The sequence below is a fragment of the Streptomyces sp. Qhu_M48 genome, assembly GCF_051305195.1.
Lineage (GTDB): Bacteria > Actinomycetota > Actinomycetes > Streptomycetales > Streptomycetaceae > Streptomyces.
Window position 1 is genome coordinate 5,800,281 of record NZ_CP195432.1, and the last position, 20,033, is coordinate 5,820,313.

Here is a 20,033-nt window from a genome sequence, read left to right on the forward strand (position 1 = left end):
CCCAGGGCACGAGTGACTCGTGCGGGTGGGGGCATGTCCTGTCCAGGAAGCCCGTCGGGCCGCAGTTCGGTTGTGGTGATCTTAGGTAAGGCCTGGCCTGCCGAAGGCATCACCATGGCTGTCGGCCGGAACTGTGGCGATCCTGGCTGGATCACGCGGTGCGGGTTACTGGGCAGCCCTTGAGGACCGGCCACACGGAAATTAGCGTCCCGTCCCAGGCACTCTCATTACCCAGCGATCGAGACGAAGCGCACAGGTTCGGACAACACGGCAACCGCATACTCCGAGCCGGCCAGACGGGCGGAAAGCGTCGCTTCCGCCAGCCTCGGCGGCAGCGCCTCTGCGAACTTCAGACCTCGTACGGCCCGCTCATCGACTGCGGGCAGACAGAGCCGGTCGGCCGCACCGGCGGTGTGACTCTTCCAGGACGCCGTCGTCACGTCCTCACGCAGCCGGATCCAGTGATCGTTGACGCGCTGGCCCGGCACGGCCACGTCATCGAGGGTCGCCGCCAGTGTGGCATTGGCCCGGTGCCCAGCCCACGTCCACCAGCGCATGCGACCATCGGCGTCCCGGATGATGAGCGTGCCTCCTGGATGTACCCGCTCCAGGAAGTGCTCACGCGCTTCACTCAGGGTCCTGACCGCCCGCTGCGTGAGTTTGACGGGTGGATCTGCGCCCAGCAGCACTTCGCGTACCGCCCGCGACACTTCGAACGATGCTCCGGGGCCGAACCCGGCGCTGCTCCACTTCGCCTTTCCTCCCCCGTCCACGGGCTCCACGAAGCAGCGCTTTCGCCGCCAGTCGATGTACGTGACCAGCCAGCTCCGCCCACCGAGCAACAGGCGACGCGGCCCGTTCACCCGCTCGGTGAGCAGGCTGGGATCGGTTCGACCGATCTCCGACCGGCCGTGCAGCACGGTGAATTGCGGAGGCGCGGTGAAGACTGCTGTGAGGTGCATGAAATGGCGATGGCCAAAACGTCGTTCGGCTTCGGGGCCGATGAACAGGAGTCCTCCGTCACGGTCCAGATATCCCTCGTCGACCAGATGTCGCGCGATCGGTTCTGCGGCGCCGCCGAAGGGTCCGAGACCATTCCACCACTCCTGCCACAGGTTCTCGCCAACTCGGTGCTCCTGCAGACAGAGAGCAAGCAATTGCTGCGCGACGATGTGACGCGGCTCTGGAGGAGCGATCACGGGCTCTACCCATCCCCGCGACCACTGCAGTAGCAGCCCTGCCGCGTCCAGGAGCCCGGATTCGTCCAGTGCCAGGAAGAGGCAGTTTCTCAGGGTGTCTGCCCTGCGCCCGGTACGGCCGAGCCGCTGGAGAAAGGAGGCGACCGAGGATGGCGCGTCGATCTGGATCACCCGGTCCAGATCACCCACATCGATGCCGAGTTCCAGCGTGCTGGTCGAGATGATGACGCAGTCGCGTTCTTCCGCGAAGGCTGTCTCCGCCCGTCTGCGTTCCTCGAGGGAGAGCGAGGCATGGGACAGGAAAGCCGTGATCCCCTTCGCGCGGAGTTTCTCTCCCAGTTCCTCCACAAGCCTTCGTGACTCGCAGAAGACAAGACGCTTCTCTCCTCTGTGGAGGGAGGCGATGACCGTGGCCGCGTTGTCGAGGGAACCGACGTAGTCGAGCTCGATGTCACCCGGCGGCATGACGGCGTTCTCCCCTGTCGCCGACGACCCTGGTCCGGCCAGGTGCGGGGCTACGACCTGGGCCGGCCGTTTCCCTGCGCCCGATCCCTGGAGCCACGTGAGCAGCTCCTCCGGGTTGCCGACCGTCGCCGAGAGCCCGATGCGCTGGAGGGGCCGGCCCACCACCCGTTGCATCCGTTCAAGGACTGCGAGGAGATGCCACCCTCGGTCGTCTCCGGCGAAGGCATGCACCTCGTCGACCACCACTGCCCTGAGCCCCGAGAAGAAGGACGCATGGTCGACATTGGCGCTGACCAGCATCGCCTCCAGCGACTCAGGGGTGGTCAGCAGGATGTCCGGCCGCTCGGCCAGGATGCGCTTCCTGGCTCCGGCGGTGGTGTCACCGTGCCAGGCCGCGGCCGTACGTCCCAGCCATGACGTGTAGTTCTCCAGGCGCGGAAGCAGATTGTTGAGCAGGGCCTTGAGCGGGCAGACATACAGCACCGAGGTGCCGGTCCACCGGTTCTTCGCCATGCGCGAGAGGAGAGGGAAGCACGCGGCTTCCGTCTTTCCTCCGGCTGTCGGAGCCAGGAGCACGGCGTCGTCGCCTGCGAGAACCGGAGCTACCGACTCCTCCTGAAGCGGACGCAGGCTGCGCCACCCCAGCGTGTTGACGATGTGGTGGACGAGCGCCGGGTCCAGCTCGCCGGAGACGCTCACGGCAGCTCCAGCTCGATGTCGTCCGCACGTCCTGCAGCCGCGTTGCGCTCTGTTTCCGTGAGTTCGGACGAGGTGACGGTGAAGGCGTAGTGCAGCCGTGGGTCGAAGTCCTCGAACTCGTCCACCCGGTCCAGGACGTCGGCGACCAGCTTCCGCAGGAATACCCGGGGTGCGACTCCGACCTTCCCACCGAGTCCGCCGGTGACAGCCACGGCAAGGTCGCCGATGTACGCGTCATCGACCCGCTCGCTGATCCGGTCCGGATGACGCGCCTCTTCCCGGTACAGGTTCCGCACTGCTCGGCCGAGTTCGCCGAGATGGGGAAGATCGAAGCCCGCCAGACGTAGTTGGACCGCACGGGGGGAGTCGAAGCGGGGGTCCGTGGTGAAGTCGGTGGCGAGCCGTTGCGCGAGGGGGGCGAGTCGCTGAGCTCCCTGTTGGCCGTCGTAGAACGCCGGGGTTCCGGTGATGACGAGGAAGAGTCCGGGGAAGCGTCCGGCGTCGATCTCGTCGAGAAGTTGCCGCAGGGCGTTGAGCCCCTTTTCCCGGACGTCGCCCCGGACGCGTTGCAGCGTTTCGATCTCGTCGAGGACGAGGAGCAGTCCGGGGTGGCCACAGTCACGCAGCACGGTGAGGAGCCCCTGAAGAAAGCCGAGCGCCGCGAAGTGATCGAGGTCCCCACGGACGCCGGCCGTACGGCGCGCAGAGGCTGCGACGGACTTCTGTCCGCCCAGCCAGGCGATGAGCGCTTCGGCGGTGGCTCCGTCCCCAGCCGCGACGGCCCTCCGATAGCCGCGCAGCGCCGCGGCGAAAGCGGGCGTGGTGCGGGCGACTTCCGCCAGCCGTCGTTCCATCAGCGCGTCGACCGCCTCGGCAAGCCCCGCCTCGTCCTCTTCGTCGGCCTCTCCGGCGTCGAGGACTTCCTCCTCCAAGGTGTAGAACCACGAATCGACCACCGCGCGCAGGGCACTGGGCTGATGCGTTGCGGTGGTCAGCCGCTCGGTCAGCCTGCGATAGACCGTCTCCAGCCGGTGCAGTGGAGTCTCCGTCTCGGAGATCTGCACTTCGGCCGTAGCCAATCCCGCTCTCTTCGCGCGTTCGGCGAGCCAGCGGGCGAAGAAGGTCTTGCCGGAACCGTAGTCCCCACGAATCGCGTGGAAGGCGGCCCCGCCCCGCGAGGCTGTCGCCAGGTCGTCGTCGAGTGCCGCTTCGAAGCGACCGAGGCCGACCGCGAGGAGGTCGAGACCCGCTTGGGGCACGGTTCCGCGCCGCAGCGCGTCGATGACCTCCCGCCGTCGGACCGCGCTGGCCTGGGCCACGGGGCCCGTCATCGTGACCCCTGAGTCGGCAGGAACTGCCCGCGCAGCAGTGTCTCGTCGAGTTTGACCGTGTAACCGCCGTCGATGAATCCGAGCACGGGGTAACCCTCGACGTTCAGAAGCCGCTGGACAGTGGCGACGAAGCCCTCGATGTTTCGTCGCACACGTCCGGTGGCCGAGATCGCTGCCGCCAGGGCTGCCGGGGACATGGTGCCGCCCGCTGCCACCAGCTCATCGATCACGGCCGCCACGATCTTTGCTTCCGGCGCCTTGCGAATGTACGCCTTCTGCGCCTCGTAGACCTCGCTCGCCACCACCTGGTCGCCGAGGCTGAGCGGTGCGGCCAGGAGTTCCTCGCCACCGCGCCCGTCGGCCGTCACTACGTCCGCGTCCGTGAACAGACCCTCGGACTGCTTCGGAGTCTTACTCGGCTTGGGCTTTGAGAAAGTGACTTCACCTGCCGTAACAGGCTCCGCCTCCGTCGCAGTGGCGGCAGAAGCCCGCCACCACGACGGTGCTGCTTGCTCCCGGGGAAGCGGATCCCATCCCTGAGGCGCCAGCTCGGCCGAGGGTGCGAGGACCAGCACGGGCACGGTTACTTCGGCCAGGGCAGCGCCGCCGTGGTATCCGGCCCGGCGACCCGAGTAGCGAATGTTCTCGCGCCAAGGCGCGACGATCGTCCCGTCTCCGTCCAGCACGCGGGGGCCTCGCAGGGCTACTTCCCCCTCCCGGGCATCCGTGCCCGGCCGCCAGCGGGCGGACCCGACCGGCCCGTCCACCTCGACGGGGGCGCTGCCCGGTTCACGCTCCAGAACGTGCCCGTGGTCGGACGTCAGAACAACGGGCCGCCCGTAACTGCGGGCAGCGGCCAGCAGTTCGCGCAGGTAGGTGACGTCGTGCAGCGACCACGCGGTGCGCTGGCCCTGCTGCCCGGAGTCGAGAGCGTCGTCGATCGTGTTGAGGACGACTCCGACGACGGCGTCCGAGGCGAGGGCGAGCAGCAGGTCCGGGGCAAGGAAATGCCCGGCGTCCCCGCCGATCGAGGCCTTGTGGAAGAGCGCTGCGTCCTTGCGACGCTTCCTCCAGAAGGCAGTGAAGCCGGATGATTCCACTGACTGACCGCCCGCTACCGCAGTCCCAGTCAGCAGTGAGGCCCTACTCACCTGGGTCACGGAGGGGAGCGTCGTAACCGCCGCGAGGCGCTGCGCGGGTTCGCCCTGTGCCGGACGCGGAATGATCTCCCGCCAGCCCTCGCGTTCCGTCTCCTCCCCGAGCTGGGCCGCAACGGCACTGTTCATACCGTCCAACACGATGACAAGGGGGGGCATGCCGGCGGCCAGCGGTCGTACGACGGTCTCCAGGACGTTCTCGACCACCAGAGCGCCGCCCGGCTGCTGAGCGGTGGCATGGAGTGTCCAACCTGCCAATTGCCGGGCGAAGGCCTCGTCCAGTGCTTCCCTACGGTCCCGTCCTTCGGCATACAGCGCGCGCAGATGCCGCGCGGCTTCCCGGTCGCCCCCGGGATCGCCGCTCCACAGCACCGTGAGCGCCCGGTCGGCCCAGCCCCAGTCGGCTCCGTGCGCTGCGACTCCCGCCGCCACCCCTGTGACGGCGGGTACGGGCAGGCGCAGCCAGCGTGCGAGACGTACGGCCATTTCCGCGACCCGTACGCGGTCGGGGAAGAGCCCGGCCAGGGCGTGCCCCTTCAGGTCGGCGAGTTCGTTCTCGCCTGCGTCCGGAGACTGGCGGGCCGCCGCGATCACCTCCCCCAGCTGGGCTGCGAAGCTGGAGGGGAGAAATCGGCTGGCGGCCAGACCTGACGTGAGGCCGGCGTCGCGTGCCAGCTCATCGGCCCGGTCGAGTACCGCGAACACGCGTTGTCTGGCACTGTCGCTGCTGCGTGCCTCGGAGATCCAGCGGATCAGTGTCCCTTCCACCGAGTCGGTGAAAGCGGTGAGTTCGGCGCGCCGAGGGCGTGCCTGACCGAAGAGGCCGCCGACGGCGAGGACCGTGTCGGGGCTCGCAGCCGGATCGCGCAGCGCCGCGCCGAGCAACCCGAGTGCCATGGCGTCCGCCCCCCGCCCCGTTTCCGCGAGCGCGAGCAGCACCGGTACGGCGGGGCCGGCCACCTCACCGAGCCATTTCTTCAGCTCGTCCCGTTCGACGTCCTTGAGTTCGGCGAATCGGCGGGGGCCTGCCGTCGTGCGGGACCAGGCCAGCAGGGAGTCCGCGTCGATGGCGGTTTCTCTCGACGTGTCCGCGGAGCCTGGGGGCCGGGCCAGCCCGAGGCGTACGAAGACCAGGGCGCGCAGGGCCGAGTCCCGGGTGAGCACCCCCGCGGCTCTCGGCCAGCCGCCTTCCGCAGGTTCGGCGTCGAGCAGCGCTTCCAGCAGCCAGTCCTCGCGGTACATCCGCATGTCCAAGCCGGCGGCACCGAAGCGCTGCAGGACGATCTCGGCTCGGTCCACGGTGAGCGTGCGACGGCGCACCGCATGTCCGCGGAGGTCCCAACCGAGCTGTGCGTCGTCCACTCCGGTGGTGACGACGAGCAGGCTGCCCGGGGCTGCGTCCGCGCGATGCTCCTGCCACGCGGCGAGCAGTCCGAGGACGGACGACTCGTCTCGCACGCTCACCCGCCGCGGCTCACCGCCCACCGTAGCGGTGAAAGCGCCGGTGGCCCCAGGTGCGTAGCGGCCGTGGATCAGCATCAGAGAGCGGTCGCGCAGCGCGGAAGCGTTCTTTTCCAGTAGGGCTTCGATCGTGCGGCGGCCGACCTGCGGAAGAGGTTGGACCATCAGTTGCCTGCCTCTTCGGTGTCGGCTGTCCCGGCATCGGCCTCGACGACTTGCCACGAGACCTGGACGCGGGCGCCGGGATGTGCGGTGAGGAAGGTGCGGAGTTCGCTGCTGAGTTCGGCGACGGTGGCAGCCAGACTGGCTTCGAGCCGCGTCGGTTCGACGAGGTACGTACCGTGGGAGCCTGACGGGCCGGGGGCGGGTGCGATCGGCCCGGTGGGAGCGGCGGGTCCTGGCCACACTGCTCCCTGTCGGGGGTCCGCCGCCTGGGGTGAGACGGTAGGCACCGACGGGTTGCCGTGCTCGGTGAGCCGGACGTCCTCGGCGGTCGGCTGCGCCGGGGCCGCCGGCGGGGTCACCGGCTGCGCCGCCTGGGCGAGCCGGGTGGCCTCCCGCATCAGTGCCATGGCCGAGCCCTGGATGCCGGCGAGGATCGGGGCGAGGGACTCGTCCCGGGACTCATGGCTGTTCGCGACGCGTTGGACGGTTGCCAGGAGTCCGCGGGCCCGGTCGCCGACGGAGTCGTCACGCGTCGACAGCTCGTGGACTGTGTCGAGCAGCGGAGGCCATTCCTCGGAGTGGAGCTCGGAGAGCACATCGGGCGCCTGCTTGAGGGCAGCACCGATCTCCTCATCGCCGACCTCGTAGGCGATGCTCGCGATCTCCTGGACGACAAGGGTCGGATCGCCGGTGCGCTGTACGCGTGCCATGAGGTCGGCGGCGGCCTTCAGGGACTGAAGTCGCGGCGCCTGCACACCGCCGAGCCCCTCCAGGCCCAGCCGGCCGGCGTGCTTCTGCAGCAGGTCGCGCACCCCTGCAACGGCTTTGCGGTGTTCGTCCGCGACACCCCGCACCTTGTTGGCGAGCTGGGCGACGTTACGGGCGAAGAGCACCGGCGAAACGTGCACCCCGAAGATGACACCCGCCCTGCGCAGAGCATTACTGAACGTGTCCTCGTCCGGCAGCGCCACTGCCCGCAGCCCATAACCGGGACCGATCTTGTCGAGCTCGGGCGCCTGCGGAATCGTGGAGGTCTGGTAGATCCAGGTGCGGTCGTCGACCAGCGCGTAAGAGGCGATGAGCAGGTTGCCGACGTGGCGGTCGAGCCCTTCGTAGCCCATCTCGGAGATCCAGGTACGGATGGTCTCCACGGCGAGATCGCCGTCGGCGTCGGCACTCTCCGCGGCCCGCTTGTTGATGCGCAGCCGCCAGTCGTTGGTGACGACGAGCGGACCGTCGTGCACCTCTCCGAGACCGAGCGCGTGCACGATCTTCCGGACCTTCTCCAGGTGGTGGCCGTCGACGACCACACGCCGCGACCCGTCCTCCATCGCCCGGGTGATCCATTCAAGCGTGGTCTTGAGGTCGCCCAGGGTGATGGGCTTGCGGGTCAGCCGGGGGTCGAAATCGGGGTGCTTGGGGTAGCGCGCCGCGTACATCTCGTCGGCGAGCAGCAGCAGGTTCTGTTCGAACCCGACGGCAGGTTCCGGCCGGGTCCGTTCGAAACCGCGCTGGAGGGAGATCAGATGCTGCCCCTCCGGCACCTGCGCACCGACCGTGCCGGGCTCGGCTCGGTTGATCCCGTACAGCTCCAGGAGCGATGTGGTGAGCCGTTCGGTGAGGCTGTCCCGCGAGGCCTTGAGCTGGTTGCGGATCTGAGTACGTTCCTCTGCGGGGCGGGTGGCGGTGTGATCCTCCAGCCGGTCCCGCTCCAGCAGGTAGTTGATCTTCAGGAGGCGGCCGAGCTGCCGCCCCGTCTGCTCGGAGAAGAAGTCGGGCAGCCAGACGAGGACGGGCTCGTTCCGACCGGCCCTCCGGAGCTTGTCGACACGCTGGACGTCGTCCATGGGTGAGTGGTCCGCGTCGTCGAAGGGGTAGTCGAAGACGATGCGGATGTTGCCCGGCAGCTGTGGCGTGAACTCTTCGTCCGGCAGGTGGGTGTCACGCACGTTGCCAAAGACCAACTCGACCCGGCGCTTGGTGCCGCGCCAGACGACCTCCCGCTCACAGACGAAGGACTCGGTGTCCTTGACTCCCAGCGCCCGCCACAGCTGGTCCTTGATCCACTGACGGCGGTAGCCGAGCTGGTCGGCGGCTCCCTGAACCTCTTCGAGGAGGGGCTCCACGTCCAGATCCGAAAGGTGCAGGTGGAAGACGGGATCGCTGGTGTCACCCTCGCTGCGCAGCTCTCCGTCGTATTCCACCTGGAGATCCCGCAGCCGCTTGACGGCCACGGAGCCCGCGTCGCCGACCCGGGTGCGAATCGCGCCGTGGTTCAGCGCGGCGAGCCGACTGCCGGTGAGGCGGGTCAGCGCGGGCACATTGGGGGCGAGGGCTGCCAGCAGCAGCGTCTTGACCAGCCGGTCGTCGGTCTGGAAGCGCTTGTCGTCCTTCGACTTGTACTTCTCCAGAAGGGTGTCCTTGACCCGACCGTGGAAGCGGTGCGCGATCTCCGACTCGCGGCGCAGCTTGGGCGTGAAGGCTGCACCAGTGCGGTCCGCGATGACGTCGTACAGGTCTCCGAGCGGGATCAGCTCCCCGAGCTTGAGATCGTCGCGACGCCGGCGCAGCAGTTCCTGCACCAGCTTCAGGCCGGTCCGCTCGCGCTGCAGGGCGCCGGAGAGGTCGACGAGCACGTTCAGCAGGGCCGGGGAGAGCGGGTAGAGCTCGCGGAAGTCGTCCCAGCTGGCCTCGGTGCGGCCCTGCGCGTCGAGGAGCACTTGGCGCACCTCGTCGTTCGACGACTCCACGATCTTGAACGCGTCGTCGCGGACGGCCTCCATGCCCGGCTTGGGGGAGAGCACGCGGTGCTTGATGATCTCGACGAGGTTGCTGTCCTCGAGGTCGACGACGTCGAAGCGTTCGGCGAGGTACTCGATCTGCTGCTCGAGGTTCTCCACGTCGGCACCGGCCACATCGCTGCCGATGAGCTGGGACAGGTCCCGCTGGCGGGAGATGAACGACACGATCGGCACCGGCCGGCCGCTGTCCGCGGACTCGATCAGCTTGACCAGCCGCTGCACCTGGTCCCGGACAAAGTCCTGCTTGCCCATGTTCGCCTGGAGCCACAGCACCAGCTCGTCCAGGAAGAGCACGACCCCGGTGTAGCCGAGAGACTGGGCATGCCGGGAGATGATCTTGAGACCGTTCTCCAGCGGCACATAGGCCCCGGCCTCACCGCGTACGCCCTGAGCGTACGAAGCCATCGGCCCGGCCAGCAGCGCGGAGACCAGCTTCTCCCGGTACGGGTCGTCCACGGCGGAAGCGGTGAACGCCCGGTCGAAGTCGGCGCCGCTCCAGCCGCCCGCGGCCGACACGTCGGCACCCGTGTCCAGCGGCGCCATGTCGTCGGGGTCGGCTTCCACGGGCGCGGCGCTGCTGGGGGCGAGCGCCGCAGCCCCCTTGCCCAGCCACTGCAGGAACTTCGCGTCGTCGGCCAGGAACGCCCGCTGGGCCCGGGCGTCGGCGAGCAGGGCGTCGGCCCGGTAGACGGGGGGCAGCGGCTCGTCGGGGTGGAGTTCGCGCACGGTGTGCACGTAGCCGCCCAGCAGCGCCGAGTCGAGGTCGGTGGAGCCGACGAGGTGGTAGGGAACCATCAGGAACCGGCTCTGCCGCAGCCAGTCCTGGTGCGGGGCGACCACCTCCATGAGGCGGGGCTTGGCGTGGACCGCCGAGTGGTTGTTGAGCACCGCGTGCAGCACGGACAGGAAGTGGCTCTTACCGGAACCGAAGGAGCCGTGCAGATAGGCCGCGTGCGAGTTCCCCGTACGGACCGCGTTCGACACGATGCTCAGCGCATGCCGGAAGGCACCCTGGAGCTGCTCGGTGACGACGTACTCGGCAACCCGTGCGTCGGTCTCGCTGAATCCCTGAGAGAGCTCGATCTTGAAGTCGCCCGCATGGACGTCTTCCTTGATGTCGATGACATCCTTCAGGAAGAGCTCGCTCGTAGGCATCAGGCGATCAGTCCCTCGGTCGGTGGCTTGGCGTACGTCACACGGTGTGCGCTGGTCGGCACGCCTCAATCTTGCCAGGCCCACGGCTTGCGGGACCCAGCCCCCGCAAGATCCACGCCACTCCGGGGCACCCTCGGTCACTTCTCCCTCTTCACGGGTCACGCTCCGTGCCGCTGGGTAGATTGGCCGCCGGGATAAGGGGTTCCGACGGGGGCGGGGGCGGTACGTGGGGTGGCGCGAGGAGATCACTACGGCGCTCGGCGAGTGGATCATGATCGAAGGCGGTGCGGGCAGGCAGCCCCGGTGGCAGCGCATCGCGCGCGCGGTCCGCACCGGGGAGCCCGGAGGATTCGCGGTGGACCTCCGGGGTTCCGACATCGGCCCGGACCAACTCGACGGCCTGAGGCTCTCCGGCCCCGAAGCCGACGACATCGAGGCGAACGGCTTCGCCGTCTCCGAGGCGGTGCAGAACGGCTCGCTGCTCACCCTGCGCGTGGCAGAGTTCGCCGATGTCGCGGACCCTCATTTGTGGATGTTGAAGCAGCCGCCCACCTTCCTCATCGAGGCATTGCGCGACGGTATCGCCGGGCTCGGCGAAGCCCCTCTGGCCGCCGCGCTGGCCGGCCGGGCCATCGGCGGGACACTGGCGCAGGCCCCGGATCCGCCCGGTTTCCATCCCGCGCAGGGGGATGCGTACCGGGCCTGCCTCGGCTCGGGTGTCCTGCTGGTGTGGGGACCGCCCGGCACGGGCAAGACCACCGTCCTCAAGCGCGCCATCGGCGACCTGATCGACCGGGGCGACCGGGTGCTGCTGGTCTCCGCGACCAACATCGCCGTGGACAACGCCCTGCTCGGAGTGGTCCGGGAGAAGCGCCACAGCCCGGGCGACATCGTCCGCGTGGGCCCGCCCCACCTGCGGGAGGTCGCCGAGGACGCTTCGGTTTCCCTGCCGCTGATGGTCCGGGAGCGCCTGGCGGAGGTCGCCGAGCGCCGCCGGACGGTCGAGGCCGAACTCGTCGCCGTCCGGAACCGGGCCGGCCAGCTGGCCGCCCTGAACACGGTTCTGGCCGGTTTCGATCCCGCCGCCTACTTCGCTGCGCTGAAACTGCTGCGCACCCCGGGGCAGGACCTGGCGGCTGCTCTGGGGCGGGTGGCCTCGGCCGAGGCCCGGTCGGCGGAAGCGGTGCAGAGCTACGCGGATGCCGCGCGGGTGGCGCAGGAGGCGTCCGACCGCAGCGCGGCCGCGGATGCGTCGCGTGAGCAGTGGAAGCAGGTCGAAGGGCTGCGCAAGGAGCAGGTCCGGGTCCGGCTGGCGGCGGAACGCCGCGAAGCCGCCGCGCTGCTGACGGAGGACTCCTGCGGTGAGCTGCGGGAGGAGTTACAGGAGTTCGAAGCCTTGGGCTCGGTGGCCCGATGGCGTAAGCGAGAGAAGATCACGGAGCTCCAGCAGCAGCTGCACGACGCCGAGCAGCAAGCGCTCAGGGACCGCCGCGCAGCAAAGGACGCGCGCACGACGGCGACCACCCACATAGCGACGCTCGACACCCGGATCGCGGCACTCATATCCGCCATCCCGTACACCCCGCAGCAGATCGACAGCCTCGAAGCCGACGCGGAAGCCAAGCTGATCGCTGCGGAACGTGCCCAGGAACTGTGCCAGGCCTGGGACCGGGAGTCGGCCGAAGCCACCCAGGCGGCCTCGCAAGCCCAGGCTGCACACGATCTGACCGCAGAAGCCGTCCGGTGGGGGTGGCCACAGCGGTACGACCGGGCTCAACGGCTACGCCCGGCCGTGGCGGCCGACGCCGCCAGACGCCCCGCGCTGGAGAAGCAGTACGAGGAAGTCCAGGAGGAGTACGAACGCCTCGCCCGCAACGCCCAGGGCGAGATCATCAAGGGCGCGAAGCTGGTCGCCACGACCCTCGCCAGGTTTCGCACCAACCGGGCGGTCTTCGAGGGCCCGTACGACGTCGTCCTGGTGGACGAGGCGGGCGCCGCCACTCTGCCGGAGGTACTGCTCGCCACGGGAAAGGCCGGTCGTGCCGCCGTCCTGCTCGGGGACTTCATGCAGCTGGGTGCGGTCATCCCGCCTTCGCTCAAGGAGCCGGACCGGGACGACATCAAGCGATGGCTGCTCCCCGACGTCTTCCAGCACTGCGGGATCGTCGAGCCGGCGGACGCTCAGGCGCACCCGGCGTGCGTCACCCTCACCGAGCAGCACCGCTTCGGCCCCGCCGTGATGAAACTGGCCAATGATCTGGCGTACGGCGGCGTGCTGCGCGGCGGCAGCCAGGCGCGGGCGGCGCGGCCGACGGACGACCCCGAGATCGTCCTCATCGACACGGACGGCCTGCACGAACTGGCCAGGGCCCATCTGACAGGAAGCCGGAAGGGGTGGTGGCCGGCAGGTTCCCTCATCTCCCGGGCGCTGGTGGAGCTGCACCGGGAGAACGGCGAGGACGCGGGCATCGTCACCCCGTACGGAGTACAGGCCGAGGCCACGCTGGAGGCCCTGCGCGATGTCGAGGGCTCCGGGCGGCCCCTGGCCGAGGTGGGTACGGCGCACCGGTTCCAGGGGCGTGAGTTCGACGTCGTCATCTTCGACACCGTGGAGGGAGCGGACAGCAGGGAGCTGTGGATGGCCCTCGCCCACCGGCAGCCCGGAGCCGACGAGTGGAGGCGTAACGGCGTACGGCTCTTCAACGTAGCCGTCACCCGGGTCAAGACCCGGCTCTACATCATCGGCAGCTGGGAACGTATCCGCGGGGCCAAGGCGGGAACCGCCCTCGCGCAGCTGGCCGGGATGATCGGCACTCCGGGCGTCCGCCGCCTCCAGGCCAAGCACCTGGTCACCCCGCCGCACGCCCCCACCGCGTACCGGGGCGAGTTCGGGACCGCGCTCGCCGAAGTGTTGAGCCGGCACGTGGAAGTGACGGGCATCGAGGACGAGCGCGATTTCTACCGCACCTTCACGGACCAGATCCGGCAGGCGCGCGAGTCCCTGTGGCTCTGGGCCCCGTGGGTGGCGAACCGGCTCCGCTCCCTGCTGCCCGAACTGCGGGACGCGGTCGCCCGAGGGGTCCGCGTCACCGTCTTCATCCGCGACGACACGGACAAGCTCCAGCGTCAGGACAACAACCAGTCGCTCATCGCGGACCTGCGTGCCGTGGTCCACACGGTCGTCCCGATGTACGTGATGCACCAGAAGATCGCAGTGATCGACGAGCGCACGGTCATGCTCGGCAGCCTCAACGTGCTCTCGCAGCACGACACGCGGGAGGTGATGCTGACGATGCGGGGCTCCCACTTCGCCCGGAAGCTGCTGGAGCACGAGCACGCGGAGGTGTTCGCCCGCCCGCCGAAGTGCGGCCGGTGCAAAGGCACGGAGATCGAGATCCGCCGCTACAAGCAACGCAACTGGGTCTGGCGCTGCTACGCCACCGCCTGCAAGACCACCGCGAAGGGCAGCTCGAACGCCTGGACCCAGGACATCCGGCTGCCGGGCTCGCGCTGAGCGCGTGTTCAGTGGGGGGGTACGGCTACTCCGGGCGCAGCGGGCAGTCGGCCCACACGGTCTTGCCCGGCCCGACCCGGTCCCGTACGCCCCACCGGAGTGCGAGGGCGTCGACGATCACGAGACCTCGGCCGCCGTCCTCGCCGGGAACGGGTGAGTGCTCGGCGGGCGGCGCCTCCGGCCGACGGGGGTGCGTGTCGGACACCTCGACGCGTACGGCGCTGCCGTCGGGGGCGAGCAGGAGCCGCAGCTCGAAGTCCCGTCCCGGAACCCGGCCGTGCAGCGCGGAGTTGGAGGCGAGCTCGGCGACGACGAGCGTGAGCGCGTCGAAGGCCGCCGAACCACGGGGAATACCCCAGGCGACGGCCTCGACCTCGGCCAGCATCCGGGCGAGTCGCGCGCCGCGACGGGTGGCGGAGAAGCGCTGGGTGAACGTACGTACGGTGACGGGAGCTTGGGCGTGAGGAGCGGTCATGGGCCTCAGCGTTCCGGCCGTCGGCGCTGCTCGGCAGGGACGACACTGGTACAGATCGCTCTGTACTGGTTCACCCGCTGGACTGGGCGGGTAACTGCCCGTGACCATGGGTCAGTCGGGCGGGTGCGCGTGCGGAGGGGCGGCTGTGTGATGAACGAGGACCACGGCGGCGGTACCAACAATGAACCAGAACTCTCGGACAGCCTCAAGACCTTCGGGGCGGTGCTCAAGGTCCTGAGGGAGGAAGCAGGTCTGACCCAGGAGGAGTTCGCGCCGCGGGTGCGGTACTCGGCGCACTACATCGCCAAGATCGAACAGGGCAAGCGCTTCCCGCCGGGCGATCTGTCGGAGCGGGTGGAGGAACCGCTAGGAGTGGTCGCGACGAAGGTGCTGGCAGCGGCTGCGCGGAGCCTGACGCGGAAAGCGGGGCTGGCGTCGCGGTTCCACCAGTGGGCGGGCATCGAGGAAGAGGCGGTGTCGCTGTACGCGTACGAGTGCAGGGTGATTCCGGGGTTGTTGCAGCCGGAGCCGTACATCCGGGCGGTCTTCCAGCGACACCTCCCACCACTTACGGAGGACCATTTCGAGCGCCAGGTCGCCGCTCGACTGGCCAGGCAACGACTACTGACCGAACGTCCGAACACCGCCTTCTGCTTCATGATCGAGCATGCCTTGCTCGAACGCCGATTGGGTGGTGTTGAAGTCACGAGGGCTCTGGTGGACTTCCTGCTGGAACAAGGCCGTCTCCGCAACGTGGAGATCCTGATCATGCCTCTACGCCAGGAGGATCACTCGGGCTTCGAGGGGTCGATGTACCTCGCCGAAACTCCACGCAACCAGTGGCTCGGCTACGTCGAAGGGCACGACAGCAGCACAGTCATCAGCGACCCCAAACAGGTCAGCCCCATGCTTCAGCGCTATGGCAAGATGCGCTCACAGGCTCTGAGCCGTCAGGACACCGCGAGCCTGTTGGAGCAGATGCGAGGAGCGCTATGAGCACCACTGAACTGACCTGGTTCAAGAGCAGCTACAGCGGCGGCGGCGGCGACAACTGCGTCGAGGTCGCGCTGTGTCCCGAAGCCATCCTCGTCCGGGATTCCAAGGACACCCACCTGCGACCGCTGGCCGTATCACCCGACGCATGGTCGGCCTTCGCGGCACACGCAGCTGACGCCCACTTCTGAGACAGACCAACCGGGTGGCGGCGTGGACACCGCCACCCGGTTGCCGGGCCCTACTCGTCGTCCAGCGCCGCCTGCCGGGCAGGCTTACGCCCCCGCGACTTCTTCACCGGTCGCCAGGCGATCAGCTCCGCCGCACCGACCTGATGCTTGCGCAGCTGTTCCTCGTACTCGGCCACCAGCTCCTCCGCCGGGACGTCACCCCACTCGTCGTCGTACTCACCGTGCCACTGCACGACCCACGGCATGACTTCACGCAGGCCGGCCAGCAGCGGAACGATCCGCTCGGTGTCCCAGCCGTCCCGGGTGGTACGCGCCTTGAGCAGGTCGAACAGCGCTTGCGCCTGATCTTTGTGGTCCCACCCGGCCCAACCCAGCATCAGCGTCGAATCGGCGTCCGGGCCGGCCTCGGGGTACGAGATGAACCGCTCCTTGGGCACGTCGAGCTTGCCGCGGTTCGACCAGTAGGAGGCGCGCAGGAAGTCCGAGGACTTGTACTTGGCCGGCGGGTCGATGTCGAGCCGCTCCCCCGTCCGGTCCTCCTTGCGCTGCAACTCCCAGACGTCTTCCCATTCCTTGCGCGTGCGCAGACCGGAGTCCTTGTAGCGCATGGCAGCGAGGTACGGCACGTGCTCGTCGGCGACGACCTCGGACAGCACCTGCGGGAGGGGCAGGTCAGGCTTGCCGAGGTGGTCGGCCGCATAGAGCGCGGCGACGGAGGTGAAGTCCGCGTCCGTGCTGAGCTGGTCGGCGAGGTTGTTGACCGTCATGGGGCGAGGACGTCGAAGCCCGTCGCGGACCTCGTACCAAAGGTCGGCGTTCTCCATGCGGTCCAGCAGCCAGGTCCGCAGCGCGGCCCGTTCCTTCTTCTCCCACGGCTCAGCGGACCAGCGCCGCTTGTGCTCGGGACGCTCAATCAGTCCGATGCCCTTGGGCTGCCGGTTGATGAGGTCGATACGGGCCTGGACGATGTCGCGGTACCAGTCGGGCCAGTGGGCGGGGATCTCGATGACGGGGGTCGAGCCGTGCCGCTTGAACCACGCGGTCTCAACCTCCCCGGCTTCTACCTTGCGCGCAAGCACGATCTCGAAGGCCCGCTCGCCGAGTTGCACCTCAGGAGTGTCAGCGCGTTTGTCCTCAGGCACGGTCGTCCGCATGGCCACGCCGCCCGTGAGTAGCCCGTAGAGGCGGTACACCTCCCAATCCAACTCCTCTTGCATCGCGATCATCTGCTGTCGAAGACCGAAGTACCGAGCACGGAAATCATCGAGGATAGAGCGCGCAGGCACCGTGGATTCGACTAGCGCGGATGGCTCTGTTCCCGCTAGCTCGCCCGCGATCGAGTCTAGCGATAGGCCGATCTCATCAGGTAGTGATTCCGGGAGAGGGAGCTCCTGAATTTTAGTCCCAGTGAATTCATAACGCTCCTCCCACTCCTCATCCTGGACACCACGCCCGAGACCGCTCCCACCCTTGCCCTGACTCACCTGCTTGAGGTAAAAGCAGACGGTCGAAGAGTTGAGCAAACCCAGCAACTCGATAAATTCACCCACCCCCACACCTTGCGGAAGCTTGATAATGGGCGCAGAGCGATTAAATACCCTACTCTTCCGATCCAGGACGAAGTGATTATGAGTAGCCACGAAGGCGAAGGCAATTGCCCATGTCGCAGTCTTCTTGTCGAGTGGAAACTGATGCCAAGCCCACCACTGCCGCCCATCTGTGCGGTAATTTCCACCCCCGAACGTTCCCCGCATCCATAGATCGGTACGAAGCGGCCAGAAATGGCGAACAAACTCCCCTCCCAGCTCCTCCAGCTTCAGTAGCTCACGCTTCTCCGAGTATGGAACGACCGTGAGGTCCCGATCCACAAACAACCAATCCCGGGTCTGATCTCCCCTGTGGCTCACTTTCGCGTGAAGAGTCTTGGCCATCTTCGCAAGCGGGCCGTCCACAGGAAGGGTGAAGGCATCGTCGGCGTGAGTATCTCCATAGAAGCCGAGTCGCGCAATTCTCTCCTTCAACTTCACAGGAAAAGCATCAAGAATAGCCATGAGACCTGCCGCACCACCACCGGACAACGACCAAGGGTGACTGAAAAACCTCCGAGCGTCAGCGTCTTCAACAGAGACCCAAGGCGACTCACTCCCCGGAATATTCAATTGCCGAACGATCGCCTGCCAGACAGCTCCGAGCGCAGGATCTCGCGGCTGTCCAGGCTCGCCGCGAACCCCCAAGACCGCCCTGATGCTACGGCTTGCATTTGGCACCCTATTTCGCCCGACCAGAATCACGGTAGGCGTCCCGTGACCTGGAATAAACGCACCCGAGGCGTCAATCACATGCGATAGTTCAACCCGATTCCGGAAGACCGTCTGAATCAACTTCTTGCCGAACTCTCGCTTCATAAAAGAGTTCGAAGTGATCTGGCCAACAAATCCGCCACCACCCCGATGGCCACCGGGGCCCTTTACCCCCAATTCGAAAAGCCTCTGCGCGAAAGGAACCGACAGTGCATAAATTCCGGCACTCGCGTCATACGCCGCCCGGTAGTTCTCGTTCTCCTGCTTGTCCTTCACCGTGATGTAAGGCGGATTCCCTACCACCACGTGATACGACCCCCGCCCCAGCAGGTCCACCCGCTTCGCGTAGTCCCACACGTCCTCCGTCGAGTACGCGAAAGCGCCCTCCTCGCGCCCCACCGACATCTCCGCGAACAGCGTGTCCAGGTCCGTCTGGATACCCGCCGCATCCCGCCCATGCAGCAGCGAATCCCCCACCGCCACATTGATCGGGAACGGGGGCGCATCCGCCAGCCTCCGCGAGCCCGCAGCCCGCATCGCCGCCACCAGCAGCCGGAACCGCGCGATGCTCACCGCGAACGGGTTCTTGTCGCACCCGTGCACGGACTCCAGCGAGCGGCGGACCAAGGTCCAGACGTCCGTGCCCGGTTCGGCCGCGCGCCACTTGTCCATGAGGCGGTGGAAGATGCCGAGCAGGAAGTGGCCCGACCCGCACGCCGGGTCGATGGTGCGCAGGCCTCGGCGCTCCCTGCCGTCCGGGCCGGTCCATACCGGGTCGAGGCCGAACTCGTGCTCCGAGACCGCCGGCTCAAGCGTGAGGTCGAGGATGAACTCCTCCACGAACTCCGGCGTCTGGAGCAGCGCGTACGTCTTACGGGCGTGCTCACTCAGGTCCTGGTAGAGGTCACCGAGAAAACGGGTGTCCCACTCCGGGTCGGTGAAGTCGAAGCGGATCTCGCCGCCCGCGCCCCACCGGCGCCAGAAGGACAGCAACTCGGTCGCCGCCTCGTACCCGGGCATGATGTCCCACAGCGGGTTGTGGTCGCGGTCGAAGAGGCCGGCGGCGGTGGTGTTCGACTTGGCGAGGTGGTCGAAGGCCGCGAGCAGCCAGTCACGGTTGTTGAGCCTCGGGTTCTCACGGAAGAACGCCTCGTGGCGGGCCTCGGCCACGGCCAGCCGGTCGCCGGGGCCTGCGATGAAAGGCTCGTCGATCAGGCCGTTGTCCTCGCAGAAGCGGACGAACACACAGGCCAGCACCCAAGCCGCAGCAGACTGCGTGACGCGCTCGTCGCGCCAGGACTCGTAACGGGCCGCCGTGCGACGGGACTCCTGCGCCTGCCGGTACTCCGTCTCCAGGCGGGTGCGGATCTCGTCCTCGGACTCGGTGCGCGCCCTCAGGTCGTCCTCCAGAAGCAGGACCTGCCGCTTCAGATCCTTGACCAGATCCTTCAGGCGTTCCGCCCGGTCCGCACCGGCCGTGGTGTCCGTCACTGTTCGCTTCCTTCTCGCCGCACTGCGTCATCCGCCGCATGGCCTGCGGCTGAGGTACTCAATCCTGCCAGCCTACGGACCGCTGTCGGAGCCCCACGGCCCCCGCAAAACCCCCACCAGGTCCTTGATCATCCGGATAAAGTGATCGTCGTGACGGCTCCGACCACCCCGACGCGCCCCCGGCACACCTTCCTCAAGGCGGGCCACGACCTCTACAAGGCTGCGCTCCAGCTCTCGAACGGCGGCGCGCTCCCCGGCCCCACCGATCACCTGGCCGGACTGGCCGCGGAATGTGTGGCCAAGGCGATGCTCATCGACTTCTTCGGTTCGGTGCAGGAAAGGCCCACCGCCAAGCCGTACAGCCCGACGATCGAGAACATGCCGGGGATGGACAAGTTCAAGGCAGCACACGGTCACATGCCCGGCGCGTGGGAGCACCTGATGATGGTGCTGGACGGTCGGAGAGGGGCCGAGATCCGTAAACACATCCCGCGGCAGAACCCGTTCAAGACGCCACACGACAAATGGCACGAGGGGCACCGCTATGTTGATGGCGACACCCTGTCCCCCGAACGCATCGCCAGGCATCTCGCAGCCACGCTCAGCCTGATCACCGCGTACAACCATGCGAAGTAG

The 20,033-nt window shown here is 67.9% G+C and carries 10 protein-coding genes; 4 read left to right on the forward strand and 6 right to left on the reverse strand.

The window, feature by feature from the left end; all coding sequences use genetic code 11:
- Positions 1–227 precede the first annotated feature (227 nt).
- The 4 genes from ACRRSS_RS26170 to ACRRSS_RS26185 are packed head-to-tail and all read right to left on the reverse strand — an operon-like array spanning position 228 to position 10,433.
- Positions 228–2,363, reverse strand: a complete 2,136-nt coding sequence (locus tag ACRRSS_RS26170) for a DEAD/DEAH box helicase (RefSeq protein WP_435973558.1) — start codon at positions 2,361–2,363, stop codon at positions 228–230.
- A complete protein-coding gene (gene brxD, locus ACRRSS_RS26175; protein WP_030321487.1) occupies positions 2,360–3,694 on the reverse strand; it encodes a BREX system ATP-binding protein BrxD in 1,335 nt (444 codons plus the stop codon). The genes ACRRSS_RS26170 and brxD overlap by 4 nt, the downstream gene beginning before the upstream one ends.
- A complete protein-coding gene (pglZ, locus tag ACRRSS_RS26180; RefSeq protein ID WP_435973559.1) occupies positions 3,691–6,477 on the reverse strand; it encodes a BREX-2 system phosphatase PglZ in 2,787 nt (928 codons plus the stop codon). The genes brxD and pglZ overlap by 4 nt, the downstream gene beginning before the upstream one ends.
- The gene (locus ACRRSS_RS26185; RefSeq protein WP_435973560.1) at positions 6,477–10,433 is read right to left on the reverse strand and encodes a PglY protein; all 3,957 of its coding nucleotides are present in this window, start codon (positions 10,431–10,433) and stop codon (positions 6,477–6,479) included. Before ACRRSS_RS26185 ends, pglZ begins: the two co-directional genes overlap by 1 nt.
- Before the next feature lie 226 nt (positions 10,434–10,659).
- Here ACRRSS_RS26185 and ACRRSS_RS26190 point away from each other — a divergent pair, with 226 nt between their 5' ends.
- Positions 10,660–13,947 carry an AAA domain-containing protein gene (locus tag ACRRSS_RS26190; protein ID WP_435973561.1) on the forward strand — a complete coding sequence of 1,096 codons (3,288 nt, stop codon included), beginning with the start codon at positions 10,660–10,662 and terminating at the stop codon, positions 13,945–13,947.
- Positions 13,948–13,972: 25 nt separating this feature from the next.
- Here ACRRSS_RS26190 and ACRRSS_RS26195 read toward each other — a convergent pair whose 3' ends face one another.
- On the reverse strand, positions 13,973–14,422 hold the full coding sequence (locus tag ACRRSS_RS26195; protein ID WP_435973562.1) for an ATP-binding protein: 450 nt from the start codon (positions 14,420–14,422) through the stop codon (positions 13,973–13,975).
- Positions 14,423–14,572: 150 nt separating this feature from the next.
- Here ACRRSS_RS26195 and ACRRSS_RS26200 point away from each other — a divergent pair, with 150 nt between their 5' ends.
- Complete coding sequence (locus ACRRSS_RS26200) at positions 14,573–15,418, forward strand: helix-turn-helix domain-containing protein (RefSeq protein ID WP_435973563.1); 846 nt, start codon at positions 14,573–14,575, stop codon at positions 15,416–15,418.
- A complete protein-coding gene (locus ACRRSS_RS26205) occupies positions 15,415–15,606 on the forward strand; it encodes a DUF397 domain-containing protein (RefSeq protein ID WP_030321498.1) in 192 nt (63 codons plus the stop codon). The genes ACRRSS_RS26200 and ACRRSS_RS26205 overlap by 4 nt, the downstream gene beginning before the upstream one ends.
- A gap of 50 nt (positions 15,607–15,656) precedes the next feature.
- On the opposite strand, the gene pglX is transcribed toward ACRRSS_RS26205, so the two are convergent.
- A complete protein-coding gene (pglX, locus tag ACRRSS_RS26210) occupies positions 15,657–19,397 on the reverse strand; it encodes a BREX-2 system adenine-specific DNA-methyltransferase PglX (protein ID WP_435973564.1) in 3,741 nt (1,246 codons plus the stop codon).
- 150 nt (positions 19,398–19,547) lie between these two features.
- On the opposite strand from pglX, the gene ACRRSS_RS26215 reads away from it, so the two are divergent.
- Complete coding sequence (locus ACRRSS_RS26215; RefSeq protein WP_435973565.1) at positions 19,548–20,033, forward strand: hypothetical protein; 486 nt, start codon at positions 19,548–19,550, stop codon at positions 20,031–20,033.

Bases quoted from the DNA above. Each gene is read 5' to 3' on its own strand.
- ACRRSS_RS26185 (WP_435973560.1), bottom strand. From the start codon at position 10,433: ATGCCTACGAGCGAGCTCTTCCTGAAGGATGTCATCGACATCAAGGAA.
- brxD (WP_030321487.1), bottom strand. From the start codon at position 3,694: ATGACGGGCCCCGTGGCCCAGGCCAGCGCGGTCCGACGGCGGGAGGTC.
- pglZ (WP_435973559.1), bottom strand. From the start codon at position 6,477: ATGGTCCAACCTCTTCCGCAGGTCGGCCGCCGCACGATCGAAGCCCTA.
- ACRRSS_RS26200 (WP_435973563.1), top strand. From the start codon at position 14,573: ATGAACGAGGACCACGGCGGCGGTACCAACAATGAACCAGAACTCTCG.
- ACRRSS_RS26205 (WP_030321498.1), top strand. From the start codon at position 15,415: ATGAGCACCACTGAACTGACCTGGTTCAAGAGCAGCTACAGCGGCGGC.
- ACRRSS_RS26195 (WP_435973562.1), bottom strand. From the start codon at position 14,422: ATGACCGCTCCTCACGCCCAAGCTCCCGTCACCGTACGTACGTTCACC.